Source organism: Paenibacillus sp. FSL F4-0100, assembly GCF_037993005.1.
Classification (GTDB): Bacteria; Bacillota; Bacilli; order Paenibacillales; family Paenibacillaceae; genus Paenibacillus_AQ.
The window spans coordinates 6,640,001-6,652,958 of the sequence record NZ_CP150303.1; the positions used below are offsets into that span (position 1 = coordinate 6,640,001).

The 12,958-nt window shown below is 50.2% G+C and carries 15 protein-coding genes (1 of these 15 only partly in view); 1 reads left to right on the forward strand and 14 read right to left on the reverse strand.

Annotated elements, in window-relative coordinates; genetic code table 11:
* Positions 1-511, reverse strand: partial view of a nucleotidyltransferase-like protein gene (locus MHH48_RS30310; RefSeq protein WP_076325457.1) — the 5' portion only. Its footprint begins 368 nt before the window's first position; only the first 511 of its 879 coding nucleotides appear in the window; its start codon is at positions 509-511; its stop codon lies off the left edge, out of view.
* A gap of 187 nt (positions 512-698) precedes the next feature.
* Here MHH48_RS30310 and MHH48_RS30315 point away from each other — a divergent pair, with 187 nt between their 5' ends.
* Positions 699-1,064, forward strand: coding sequence for a YgzB family protein (locus tag MHH48_RS30315; RefSeq protein ID WP_076325456.1), 366 nt, complete (start codon positions 699-701; stop codon positions 1,062-1,064).
* Between the two features lie 127 nt (positions 1,065-1,191).
* Here the strand turns inward: MHH48_RS30315 and MHH48_RS30320 are convergent, their stop codons facing one another.
* From MHH48_RS30320 to MHH48_RS30380, 13 genes are all read right to left on the reverse strand, one after another.
* A complete protein-coding gene (locus MHH48_RS30320) occupies positions 1,192-2,907 on the reverse strand; it encodes a glycosyl hydrolase family 18 protein (protein ID WP_076325455.1) in 1,716 nt (571 codons plus the stop codon).
* A 116-nt stretch (positions 2,908-3,023) separates the two neighbouring features.
* Complete coding sequence (perR, locus tag MHH48_RS30325; protein WP_071219580.1) at positions 3,024-3,443, reverse strand: peroxide-responsive transcriptional repressor PerR; 420 nt, start codon at positions 3,441-3,443, stop codon at positions 3,024-3,026.
* 87 nt (positions 3,444-3,530) lie between these two features.
* Positions 3,531-4,850 carry a DUF4097 family beta strand repeat-containing protein gene (locus MHH48_RS30330; RefSeq protein ID WP_076325454.1) on the reverse strand — a complete coding sequence of 440 codons (1,320 nt, stop codon included), beginning with the start codon at positions 4,848-4,850 and terminating at the stop codon, positions 3,531-3,533.
* Positions 4,851-4,899: 49 nt separating this feature from the next.
* Positions 4,900-5,508 carry a hypothetical protein gene (locus tag MHH48_RS30335; RefSeq protein WP_076325453.1) on the reverse strand — a complete coding sequence of 203 codons (609 nt, stop codon included), beginning with the start codon at positions 5,506-5,508 and terminating at the stop codon, positions 4,900-4,902.
* A 195-nt stretch (positions 5,509-5,703) separates the two neighbouring features.
* The gene (locus MHH48_RS30340) at positions 5,704-6,417 is read right to left on the reverse strand and encodes an MgtC/SapB family protein (RefSeq protein WP_076325452.1); all 714 of its coding nucleotides are present in this window, start codon (positions 6,415-6,417) and stop codon (positions 5,704-5,706) included.
* 49 nt (positions 6,418-6,466) lie between these two features.
* Positions 6,467-6,925, reverse strand: coding sequence for a GNAT family N-acetyltransferase (locus MHH48_RS30345; RefSeq protein WP_076325451.1), 459 nt, complete (start codon positions 6,923-6,925; stop codon positions 6,467-6,469).
* 118 nt (positions 6,926-7,043) lie between these two features.
* Complete coding sequence (gatB, locus tag MHH48_RS30350; RefSeq protein WP_076325450.1) at positions 7,044-8,483, reverse strand: Asp-tRNA(Asn)/Glu-tRNA(Gln) amidotransferase subunit GatB; 1,440 nt, start codon at positions 8,481-8,483, stop codon at positions 7,044-7,046.
* Positions 8,484-8,513: 30 nt separating this feature from the next.
* Positions 8,514-9,971, reverse strand: a complete 1,458-nt coding sequence (gene gatA, locus MHH48_RS30355) for an Asp-tRNA(Asn)/Glu-tRNA(Gln) amidotransferase subunit GatA (protein WP_076325449.1) — start codon at positions 9,969-9,971, stop codon at positions 8,514-8,516.
* Between the two features lie 20 nt (positions 9,972-9,991).
* Positions 9,992-10,279 carry an Asp-tRNA(Asn)/Glu-tRNA(Gln) amidotransferase subunit GatC gene (gene gatC, locus MHH48_RS30360; RefSeq protein ID WP_071219587.1) on the reverse strand — a complete coding sequence of 96 codons (288 nt, stop codon included), beginning with the start codon at positions 10,277-10,279 and terminating at the stop codon, positions 9,992-9,994.
* Between the two features lie 173 nt (positions 10,280-10,452).
* A complete protein-coding gene (locus MHH48_RS30365) occupies positions 10,453-10,833 on the reverse strand; it encodes an ATPase (protein WP_071219588.1) in 381 nt (126 codons plus the stop codon).
* A 213-nt stretch (positions 10,834-11,046) separates the two neighbouring features.
* Positions 11,047-11,823: a hypothetical protein gene (locus tag MHH48_RS30370; protein WP_076325448.1), complete on the reverse strand. Its 777-nt coding sequence runs from the start codon at positions 11,821-11,823 to the stop codon at positions 11,047-11,049.
* The gene (locus MHH48_RS30375; RefSeq protein WP_076325447.1) at positions 11,820-12,743 is read right to left on the reverse strand and encodes an ABC transporter ATP-binding protein; all 924 of its coding nucleotides are present in this window, start codon (positions 12,741-12,743) and stop codon (positions 11,820-11,822) included. The genes MHH48_RS30370 and MHH48_RS30375 overlap by 4 nt, the downstream gene beginning before the upstream one ends.
* On the reverse strand, positions 12,740-12,934 hold the full coding sequence (locus MHH48_RS30380) for a PLDc N-terminal domain-containing protein (RefSeq protein WP_076325446.1): 195 nt from the start codon (positions 12,932-12,934) through the stop codon (positions 12,740-12,742). Before MHH48_RS30380 ends, MHH48_RS30375 begins: the two co-directional genes overlap by 4 nt.
* Between the last annotated feature and the right edge of the window lie 24 nt (positions 12,935-12,958).

Sequence of the window (12,958 nt, forward strand, 5' to 3'; positions counted from 1 at the left end):
TCCCCCGCTCGATCAGCTCCAGTTGCCCCCAATGATGTAGACCTTCTAATAGAGTATGGTAAGCATCCAGAACCCGCTCTTCCTTCAAGTGCATCTTGGCATCCATATACTTTTGTAGAAAGTGGGCAAAACCAATAAACAATTTTTGCTCCCGGAACGGTTCAGCAAACCTAAGGAAATCACGGCGCAGATTGGACAGGCGATCTTGATCGTCTTTTATGATATCTCCTTCTAGGAAGCATTTGATCAATACTTTGTGCGTGCCGCTCAGGAGTTCCCGATGCAATCCGTCCAATCCGATACTTATAACCTGGCAGCGTTCCCCGCCTACAATAGAATGCTGGATGGGAGGCTCATCAGGTGTTCCGTCATACACGACAACAATATTAACCTCAAAATCATAAACAAGTAATCCTTGCTGCCTTTTGTCCGAATTACGGTATGCTATCGCCCCTACAGCTTCCTCATCAACCGTATTTCCATAATAAAAAGAAAAGTTGGTTAATTCCACGTTTCCCTCCATACATTCCTTGGCGAATTTCAGCCATTTCAGTTATAATGTAATTCTACATGTCCATGTAAGTTCCTTCTTTTAGGAGATAAGATCTTATGAAGACGACAAACGAAAGTACAAGATTTCATTTCTCGGTTCACGTTATTTCATAAACAACTATTTGAATGACAGGAGTTTTCGAGCCATGATCTTTAAGAACGCAAAAATCAACGCCTTCCGCACTTGGGGATTGCTGCTGACGATGCTGGGTATGGGCCTTATGGTGCTGGGTACAGCCGGAATCGTATTCTTCGGCCAAGCAGGCAAAATATTTGCCGGAATCGGATTGGTGTTTGGCCTGATTATGATGCTGGGGAGTCTCGGCATTTACTTCTGGGCAGGTATGTTATCCACGAGTGCCGTCCAAATTCAGTGCCCGGAATGCAATAAATTGACCAAGATGTTAGGAAAAACCGACCGCTGCATGTTCTGCCATACGATTTTGACACTGGATCCAGGTCAGGCCAACATCACAGCAGAAGAGCTTGAAGCCCAGCAGACCAAATCCTAAAGGGATTTGCAGAGCCTGCATATTCAATAGGATTCGCAACTCGTAAGACGATTAAACACAAAGAACCCGGTTATCCTCGCGATAACCGGGTTCTTTATTATGATATGAAGATAAGTTCTGTTCATCCTTAATCATGTATCGTCTTCAGAACATGCCAGGTTTCCGGAATGGCAAAGCTTCGATTCCATGAAGCAACGCCGCCGAGCTTCAGCTTTTTGGCCATATTCACTCGGGACTGCAGAGAAGTGCCGTCCTCCATCCATATTTTCTTGATGGATTCTCCCTCTGTGAATTGAACATAGTTCTGCCCTGTACTGGCATCAAGTGTACCTTTCACTTTTTGTTCCTTAAGCAGGGTCTGCAGCTTCTCCATTCCAATCGCTTTCGAGGATACCTTCGTCTCTCCCGCTTCGCTTGTTTCCGTCCACACCCGTGTATATAACGGTATGCCCAACACCAGCTTGGACGACGGTACCGCGTCCTCCTCCATGATTCGCCTTACCGACTGCTCGGCCCATGGCAGCGAAGATACGGATCCCGCTTTCGGACTCGCGGCCCAGTGCTCGTCATAAGCCATCACCATCATGTAATCAACCGTCTCTCCGAGTCGCTTCCGATCGAGAAAGAGCGACCACATCTCGCTGTTCGATTTTGGCGTAACATCAATAGAAACGATCAGCCCTCTGGCTTTGGCCAGCGGCTTCATTTCCCTCACGAACTGAACGACATGATCTTTATCCTTGGTGTGGACATTTTCAAAGTCGATATTGATTCCGTCGAGTTTATATTGCTTGGCATAAGTCAGCATCTGCTTGATAATATGTGATCTTCTATCAAAAGTAGACAGCGCCTCGGTTGTCATATCAGGATCGAAGCTGTTGTCCATCAGACCCCATACCTCCATGTTCCTGTTATGGGCCCAGCTTACATACTGCTTATCAGCTTTGGATTTGACCGTGCCCTCACTATCCACAATGTTGAACCAGGTCGGACTGACCACGTTGACACCGGGCAGTTCGCCAATGCGATCCGTGCTGGGATTTTTGGTATAAACAGCTTCCCATGCCAGATTGACTGACTTATCCTTCCATTCCAGCTCTGCCCGCGAAGGAGCCTGCGCAAGCAGCGGAAGTTCCTTCACGTCCCCAAGTTTAATCTGCTCTTTAAGAGCATATCCCGTATACCCGTTATCTGCCTGGACGAATAACCATCCCTCTTCTTCACGCCATACGCGAAGCCGCTCACCGGCTGGCATGTCCAGTACTATCGGAGATCTTTTCTCCCCACTCTCGCGCAGAGCCACGGTGTCCTCAGGGTTACCGGGTGCTGCCTCGGCAAGCTGAATCGAATCCCCCGCACGCATCAGAATGATGGCGCCTGTCGCCTTGTCCTCGTGAATGGCCACACCATAATACTGTTTGAGCGGCTTAATCGGAACATAGGCAATGCCGTCAATCAGCTTAGGTGCGTAGGGAATAGTGACCGCCTTGCCGTTCAGCTCGCCCTTCGTGCTGTCCATCTTCATGCGGAATACCGATTCCGAAGTCGTTACAATGACGGATTCCGTTTTCTGCTCATAACGGATGTTGGCATCCACGCTCTCCTGAATCACCGTTATCGGCAGCAGCAGCTCTTCCCCGGAGCCCCGTGCAGGCTGTTCCTTCAGTTCCCCCTGAACAAAAATCGGCTTGTCCATTCCACGCCAGTCCGGCACGGTATAGGTCTGGTTCGGAAATAATGTAGTAACAACCCACCAGACCCCCGCCGCAATCAACAACAACCCCAGAAAGAAAGAGCCTCCTCTCGTACGCCTCTTCTTCCCCCGATATCTTCTTCTTGCCAACCTACTCCCCCATTTCACTCTTGCTCATGACTAATCCCTTGATACAGAATAACGCCCTTAAAAATAAAAACGTGTGGAATGGTTCATTCCGCACGTTCATTTATAATAACCGGCGTCTATTGGCAGGACTTGCAGAGCCCATACAGCTCCATTCGTAGTCCCTTTACTTCAAACCCGGTGCTTTTCTCAGCTTGTATTCCAACATCTTCAAGGGACGGATAGCTGAAATCTTCGATTTTACCGCAACTCTGACATATAACATGATGATGATCCGATACGTTGGCGTCAAAACGACTCGAGTTATCCCCGTACGTCAGCTCACGCACCATGCCGGCTTCAATAAACATTTTTAAATTGTTGTATACTGTGGCTACGCTCATACTAGGAAAATTAGGCTCCAGAGCCCGATAAATATCATCCGCTGTCGGATGGCCCATAGATTCTACCAGATACGTTAAAATCGCATGACGTTGCGGCGTGATACGGACACCGGTCGTTTTCAGTTGTTCCAGCGCATGCTGTACGGACGTTCCCATGGTTGCCCACCGCCTTCAAGTTTAACTGGTTTTTACAAAACCTATACCGTTCTTAGACTTCATTGTACGGCGTTTCTTGGATTGTTGTCAATCCGGCAGAGGCGTCCAGCCCCCGCTGTTCCGGCCTTCCTCCTGCTCCGGATAGCTTCGGTAGATGTTCAGATTACTGTTTCCCTCAATACGAATGGAATGTTCGCCTGTACCGGATCCACCGGAGATGGTTTTCTGTTCGATCAGGAGATTGGGCAGCGTCGTCAGAATTCTGCCGTAACTAATCGTCCCTTCTAGCTTGTAATCGCCCTCGAGCGGAATGTGAAGATTCATCTCTCCAACGGCACTGTATATATTCCAATCGCCACCAATGCGGGATGAACGTATAGCCACTCCACCATTGAGAGATTCAGCGTTTAATTGCGACTCTGCCCCGCTGATCAGAATATTGCCGTTCCTCGTCTGAGCCCGAATAAGATCGGTCGTTCGCTTTACCGTCATATTTCCCACTTGCGTGGTTAAATCCGTTTCGCCCGTAACGTCGACGGCCAGCATATTCCCGCGATTAGTGGACATTTTAATATTACCGGTAACGCCGCGCGCCGTAATTTCGCCATTTAAGGTCTTGCCCGTAACATTTCCGTATATCCGATCCATCGTAATAGGCCCATTACCGCTCTCCAGCAAAATATTCTCAATCGCTTCCACGCGGTTTAACGTAATGGCTCCGTTCATCGTTCGTATCTCAAAATTGAATCGTCGATCATCCGGAACCGCGATGTTCAAGTTCATACGGGGCTGCCGCTTACCCGATTCTCCATAGGCCTTCCCCTTGGAACGAATCGTGATCGTCTTGCCTTCCCCCACTTCGATCGTCGACTGCTCGGCGATCGCTTCAGCTAAACCGGGCTGCTCATGATCGACCCATACTTCCGTCTCCACCTTGATATCGTCGACATCCTGCCGTGTGATGGAGATATCCCCGTTTAAGTGATCAACGATGACTTTCTCGGTTTCAAGCTCCACTGGAATCTCCAATGTCGGCTTCTGGAACCGGTTATCTTCAGCTTCGCTGTAATCCACTCCCGCTGCCGTCAAGTTCAGGCTCACCCGGTTCCAGAGATGGAGAAAATGCTCCTGCTGGGAAATGACGAATACGGAGGCCGTAACAGCCACTGCCAGCAAAATCCCTCTCATGTCCGGCCGAAACCGAAATTCTTTGCTTTTGCCTAAGAGACGCGATAGCGTGTACCTGACTAAATATTCAACGCCGAGCAGGATAAATAACAGCGGCCACCAACGCTGGAGCGTAAATATATAATCCGTGCCTCTCCACTCGTCCAGCAGCAATAAAAAGCCTGTACATACAAGCAGCAAAGCGGCTGTATATCGTCCCACTCTAATTTTATGTTTCATCCGTCTCCTCCCTCATCTGTTGGGCAGCTATCACCGTACACTGTGTGCGTTATAGGAACTTGCCATTGTCTCTTCGGTGCCGGAGAGCTTCCCGGATGCCTGCCCATATCCCGATAACGATCAGCATGATGGCAGAGGCTTCCGCACCATAGTCGCGTATTCCTGTCTGCAGCCAAGGCGGCTTCTGATGAAACAAAATAAGCAGGGTCCCGGTAACAACCAACATGATGCCAAAAGCGATTCCCCGTTCACCCCGGAACGGATGGTTCCGTCCTCTTCCGTCCTCGGAAGCAGCGGCTACCTCACCACGTTTTTTCCGGGAAATAATATATTCTGCTGCCTGCAGCACGTCATACACGTTATAGAAATACCCTACCGGAATCAGAAGACCCAGGACGACAAGCAGCGGTACATTGATCTGCATACCGATGGAAGAGAAATATAAAAGCGCCGATATATCCAGCAGCAGCAACATAATAAATGTGATCCCCTTGCGGTACATACCGAGGTATAAATGACCCAGGCCCGGAATGAGAGCGGCTAATAGAAGTGCATATAACTTCCGCTTTTTTCGCTGCAGCCCCGGGTGACGCTTAACCTGGACCTGATGCCGTTTCTTCTTGCTGACTTCGGTTTGTGGTTCGGGTGTTGGATTCATAAACTTCTCGCCTCCTTCCAAACATCCTGGGACAGGCGTTGTTTTACGATGTTTTTCTTTGATAGTACCCCAACGAGGGGCCGAAGTAACTGGCAAAAAACTGGATAGACCGTCCACAGAAGGCCTGCAAGCCCGCAAAAAAACGGCACCGCCGATGGTTCAGCAGTTGCCGTTTGTTATGGTTCATTCCATATCCTATTCAGCCGTTACCATCGTTACATGACCGACTCCCCGCAACTGCCGGGTAATCTCCATCGGTTCGAATTTGCGATCGGTCAAGACGTGCAGCGAAATTTCGAGCCCTAATACCGCAGGCTGCAGCTCCCCGTATGCCACACTGCTTCGTTCGTTAACGATAAGCTTCTTAATCACGAATTCCTGTTCCTCCAGAACAGCGGATATGTCCTCCAAAATATTCGGCGTATTCGCTGCATGGACAGTGATGAGATGGAGTTTGCTGCCGCGGATGTAACGCTGCTCCAGCTTATTGAAGACAACCAGATTAAGAAGAATTAGTACGGTCGATACAATCGAGGCAAAGTAAAAGCCAGCCCCGACCGCTAACCCCACGGCTCCCACAACCCAGATGGACGCAGCAGTGGTTAATCCGGTAATGGATTTACCCGTAAACAGAATGGTACCGGCACCCAAGAAGCCAATCCCTGTAATGACGGCCGTTGCCAAGCGCGCAGGGTCAATCCGAACGTTAATCTCGTCTACAAAATCGGAAAAACCGTAAATGGATAACAGCATAATAAGAGTAGAACCCAAGCATACCAATATATGCGTGCGCAATCCTGCAGCATGGTTGGAACGTTCCCGTTCAAAACCGATCAAGCCGCCAAGCAGCATAGCCAGCAGCAATCTTAATAAAATGGATACATTATCTATCACCCAAGGATTATTCAAAAGAACGATACTCCCCTCACGTCGCCTTCAATCGCTTATGCTATATCATTCATTGTATATGAAGATGGAACTCGGTCAATTCCACGCCCGGAGCAACCTCAAAAGCGTGATTCTTTACAAACCCGAATTTCTCATACAACGTTACCGCAGGCGTATTGCGTGTCCCTGTTGAGACCACGAACATTGGTGCCTCCTTGTAGGATTCCAACACATGTCGAATTAAAGTCCCCGCGATCCCTTTGCGAAAATGACCGGGATGGACCATCATCCGTGATATGGTGACCTGCTCCTGTTCCGGCTCTACCGCAATAGCTCCAATAAGGTCGCCTTCTTCATTTATATAACCAAAAAAAGTTTCCCCGCTCGTACGGATCGTATCGAAAGTATCCTGCAGTGGGGGGATTTCGGAAAATCCGATTAATTCAGCTTCCAAAGGGTACGCCATGTGCTGCAGACTCCATATCTGCTGGACGGTATCCCTATCCTCCAAAGACAATGCTTTTATCATATATTCATCCCCTAACCAAGTTATTGTTTCTGATATCTTAAAAAGGAACTTGCCCCTAAATACGGGACAAGCTCCCATTATCTAAATACATTTCGGGGACATGACGGATGAACGTTGATTATCCGTTCAGCACCTCAACCAGTAGTTTGTTGGCCAGCGCAGGATTGGCTTTTCCCTTGCTCTCTTTCATCACTTGACCAACCAGGAAGCCGATTGCTTTCTGTTTACCTGCCTTGTAGTCCTCTACGGATTGCGGATTGTTTGCAACCACCTGCTCGACAATACGCTTGATCGCACCTTCATCGCTGATTTGGACGAGGCCCTTCTCCTCAACGATTTGTGCAGGTAGCTTGCCGCTCTCCAGCATCTCTTTGAAGACGGTTTTGGCGATTTTGCTGCTGATGGTTCCCTTCTCGATCAATCCGATCATCTCGCCCAGGCCTTGGCCCGTAATCTTCACTTCAGACAGCTCCAGATTGTTCGAGTTCAAATAACCCAGCAAATCTCCCATGATCCAGTTCGATACGGATTTGGCATCCTTCGTATAGTTCAAGCTGTCCTCGAAGAAGTCGGCGAGCAGCTTGGACGACGTGATGACCGCAGCATCATAATCCGGCAATCCATACTCCGAAGCATAACGTGTCTTACGGGCATCCGGAAGCTCCGGAATCGTCGCACGAATCGCTTCTTTCCATTCCTCGCTAATATGCACCGATACCAGATCCGGGTCCGGGAAATAACGGTAGTCGTGCGCCTGCTCCTTCCCGCGCATGGAGAAGGTTTTCGCCTGTGCTTCGTCCCAGCGGCGGGTTTCCTGTACGATCACGCCGCCCTCATCAAGAATTTCCGTTTGCCGGTACTGCTCATATTCCAAACCGCGCTGTACACCGCGGAAGGAGTTCATATTCTTCAGCTCGGCCTTGGTGCCGAATTCTTCCTGTCCCCATGGACGAAGGCTGATGTTGGCGTCGCAGCGAAGCGAACCCTCCTCCATCTTCACGTCGGAGACGTCGCAGTATTGCATAATCGCACGTATTTTCTCCAGATAAGCCTTAGCTTCCTCCGGCGTTGAGATCTCAGGTTCGGACACGATCTCAACAAGAGGCGTGCCTACGCGGTTAAAGTCAACCAGCGATGCATATCCGCCATCCACGTGCGTGAGTTTACCGGCATCCTCCTCCAGATGAAGCCGGGTAATCCCGATTCGCTTCGTCTTTCCGTCCACCTCAATATCGATCCAGCCGTTTTCACCGATCGGCTGATCGTACTGGGAAATCTGGTATGCTTTCGGAGAATCCGGGTAGAAATAGTTCTTGCGGTCAAATTTGCTGATATCGCCGATGGTGCAATTCAGCGCCATCGCAGCCTTGATAGCATATTCCACAGCCTGGCGATTTAATACGGGCAGGACGCCGGGATGGCCAAGACAGATGGGACATGTATGTGTGTTCGGCGGGGCTCCAAACGCAGTGGAGCAGCCGCAAAATATTTTGGAATTCGTATGCAGCTCTACGTGCACTTCCAATCCGATAACCGTTTCATATTTTGATGTAGACATCGATTGTTTCCCTCCTTCTCTGCCGCCGGTTTACAGTTCAGGGCGCCGTTTATGGTGTTCAGTATTTTGCTCGTAGGCATGCGCGACGCGCAACACGGTCGACTCATCAAAGGCTTTGCCGATAATTTGCATGCCAACGGGTAGTCCGTCCGCAAATCCGCAAGGAACACTCACTGCCGGCACACCTGCCAAGCTGACAGGAATCGTCAGGATATCATTCAAATACATCGTCAGCGGATCGTCCACCTGAGCTCCCAGCTTAAAAGCCGTAGTCGGAGCTGTCGGTCCGATGATGACATCATATTGCTCGAATACTTTATCGAAGTCCTGCTTGATGAGCGTACGGGCTTTTTGTGCCTTCAAATAATAGGCATCGTAATAGCCCGAGCTAAGCGCATAGGTACCCAGCATGATGCGGCGTTTCACCTCATCGCCGAAGCCTTGGCTGCGGGACTCATGATACAGGTCGATCAGGCTGCCTGCATTGTCGGAACGAACGCCATAGCGTACGCCGTCAAAGCGGGCCAGGTTCGAAGAAGCCTCCGAAGAAGCGAGCAAATAATACGTTGCTACCGCATAGTCGGTATGTGGCAGGGAAACTTCGTCCCAGGTAGCGCCCATTGCTTCGAGCACCTTCAGTGCGTTCAGGACGGTTTCCTTCACTTCAGCGTCAACACCCTCGCCCAGGTATTCCTTAGGCACGGCAATGCGAAGACCCGTAACGTCTCCGGATAACGCGCTCAGATAGTCGGGCACGTCCACTTTGGCGGATGTCGAATCCATTGGGTCATAACCGGCAATGGCTTGCAGGACATACGCGGAATCTTCCACATTTTTCGTCAAAGGTCCGATCTGATCCAGCGATGATGCAAAGGCAACAAGGCCGAACCGGGATACGAGGCCATAGGTTGGTTTCAGTCCCACGACACCGCAATAAGAGGCAGGCTGCCTGATGGAACCGCCTGTATCCGACCCCAGCGCAAAGTATGCTTCACCTGCAGCAACAGCCGCAGCCGAGCCGCCGCTGGATCCACCGGGCACCCGATCTAAATCCCATGGGTTACGCACCGGGTAGAAGCTGGAGTTCTCATTGGAGCCTCCCATTGCAAATTCATCCATGTTCAGCTTACCGATTGTCACCGTATCCGCTGCGCGCAATTTACCGACAACCGTCGCATCATAAACCGGTGTGAAATTGGACAAAAACTGACTTGCGCATGTGGTGCGAAGTCCTTCTGTCACGATATTATCCTTGATTCCGACAGGAAGCCCGAACAACAGCCCGCGCGTCCCCTCTGAAGCCAGCTTCTCATCCAAAGCCTTGGCGGATGAACGAGCACCTTCTTCGTCCAAAGTAATAAATGCCTTCACCCGATCCTCACGTTCGGAAATACGAGTAAAAGCTTGGTCAACCAGATCGGTTACGGAAAGCTCCTTATTCTGCAGCTTATTATGTATCTCCGTTAACTTATAATCAAACAGACTCAAGTGTGTATCCTCCCTTCAAGCTATTCCAAAACAGCAGGTACTTTAATTTGATCGTCTTCTTCATCCGGTGCGTTAAGCAGCACTTTCTCGATGGGCAAGCTCTCGCGTACTTCGTCTTCTCTCATGACATTGCTGAGATGAAGCACGTGTGTAGTCGGCTCAACACCTTCTGTATCCAACTCATTTAACTTCTCGGCATATTGTAAAATCGCATTCAGTTGGCCGGTAAACATCTGCTCTTCTTCAGGCGTCAAATTCAAACGGGCCAGCTTCGCTACATGCTGAACGTCCTTATCGGTAATGCTCATGGCTTTACATCCTCCTTCATGCCCCTATCCAGTTAAAGGGGTAAAGTCTGTCACGACAACTTTTCTCATTATATTGTAGAAGCATGCAAGATTCAATCCAAACAGCTTGAAGCTTGCCGCTTCGAAGTCACTTTTCCATTCCATCAAAAAAGAGTCGGCCTCAGCCGACTCTTCTAAATCCAAGCACGAAGATTCACTTGTTTGATGAAATCCGCCTGGGATATTGCTTCCTTGGTCTCTTCTTCCTCTTCAACACTTTCCAACTCGCCGTTCATCACTTGATGAAACAGCTTCTCATTATATGTCGACAGGGCGAAATCGATGAGCGCTTCCCGCTCGACCCGCTCGGCTTCCTGCTTCAACACGATTGATTCCAGCTCTACATCATCTGCCGGAACAAAAAAATTACGGTTGAGGCTCGGAATCCGAATGACGTAATCGAACGCATTGTCCGGATTTCGGTCATAAGCGATGATATAACCGTATTGACCGATTGGAAGATTCTGCTCAAAGGCGTCCGCAACGATTGTAATCTTTTCCCCTAAACGCAGCATCGTCTACCTCCTGAGTTGTCTATCCTTTTTTAAGAGATAAGAAAATATAAACTTCAGAGGCTTATCATCCTTATCTCGCAAGAAAAACTTCCGCTAAATACGGTCTCTCTTCTGATAACGTACGTCGATGACGTTTTTCTTGTCTTCATAGTCTACTAAAAAAAGATAGAGATGTCCATGTGATTCAGATAAAACCTGAATCTCCCATGGAAACTAGGATTGCGGGGACAGCGGACTCCTTCTAAGCAGCCTCGCGGCAACGATAATCGACACCGCCATAATCAGCATGGCAACGAGTATCGGTGACCACGCGCTGCTCCCTGCGCCAAGGATTCGCTCCGCGGCCATGCTGCTTAACCGGCCCGGGCTCCATTGAATGCGGGAGGGCAGCAGCCCGGATAAGAGCGAAAGTACGCCGGCAACGGCCAAGCTGATGAAGGCCGCAGCTGGCCCGCGAAGGAAGGCGCCGAGCGGCAGTACAAGCGTTACGATCCAGGCCAGCCATACCGCATATAAACCTCCGCCGCTGGTAACCGCTCCCCATTCCAAAGGACCGATGAGCTGATACGTGTAATAAGCAGCACCGCCAAGCCCAAGCGCAAAAGAAACGACCAGCAACGTCATCAAGGCGGCCCATTTGGCAGCCATCATGGGAATCGTGGATACCGAGCGGGCGAGAACAAGCTCAGCCGTGCCGGTGGCCCGCTCCCCTGCTACCGTGTTCATTCCGGCCAGCACAAGCACCAGCAGGCCGATGGTGCTGAATTGGCTCAAGGTTGATGCCATCACGCTCTCAGCGGACGGGACAGTAAATAATGCCGCTGCCTCCGGGGGCAACTCCCCGGCCATGGTAAGAATCTCCGGCAAATAATAAGTGGATACCGGCTGCATAATGCCAAGAAGCAGAAAGACCGCGGGGACCCAAATCCATTTATAGGTCCGACCTGCCTCGAGCATTTCTTTTTGATAATAAATCCAGAACGGCTTCATGAGCCCACCACCTTCATAAACATATCCTCGAGCGAAGACGTGCCCGCTTCAAAACGAAGCAGCTCGATTCCGTCATCGGCAAGCTCCTTGATTAACGCAGCACGCGCAACATCCATATCCGTCACCATCAGCTTGGCGCCTCGTTTGCCGAGCTCGATCTCATGCACATAAGGACGGCTCGCAAGACTGTCGAGCCAAGCAACCTCCCGCTCCCCCGGTTCAACCTCAATCGATAGGACCGGCTGGCGGTATTTCGTGCGAAGTTCACTAAGGGCACCTTTCTCCGCAATTTCCCCGTCTACCATCAGTACCATGTCATCGCAAATTTCCTCCGCATCGTGAAGCACATGGGTAGAGAACAGAACGGTGACTTCCCCGCGCAAGCGATCCAAAAGGTCCATCACCTCACGGCGTCCGATCGGATCAAGCGCCGATACCGGCTCGTCCAGCATAATCAGCTCGGGCTCATGCACAAGTGCCTGAGCAATGCCAAGCCGCTGCTTCATTCCGCCGGAGTAACCGGATATTCGGCGTTTAGCCGCCTGCTGCAGGCCTACCATTTCGATGACTTCCCGACTTCGCTTACTAGCCTCTCGTCCGGATAATCCCGACAGCTTGGCGCTGAAAGACAAGTATTCGATGCCCGACATCCAGCTATAAAACTTCGGGTACTGAGGCAAGTAGCCAATACGGTTACGCCAACCGCTCGTTTGCGTATTGGCTGATCCGTATCGGATCTCCCCCCGGGTTGGAGGTATTAATCCAGCCAACATCCGCAGTGTGGTTGTTTTGCCGGCACCATTAGGACCAAGCAGGGCGGTGCAGCTTCCACGCTGCAATTCAAATGAGATGCCCTTGACCGGTGTGATGCTTCCTATGCTTTTGGTCAATTCATGAATGCTTAAAAGCTTCTCTATCAAACTTCTCGCCTCCCCGCAACGAAATAAGCAACGCTGCCAATCAGGTTGCCCAGCAGTATAATGAGCACCCACATCCATCTCGGCCCACGTATGCTTGCTGGCTCTGCACGAAACAAAGATATCAGCCCCGTTACCGCGAGAATGGCTTGCAGTGCAAGAATCGGCCAGATCAATCCCCAAATCATATCCATTCTTAATCCCCCCTAATTTTCCAT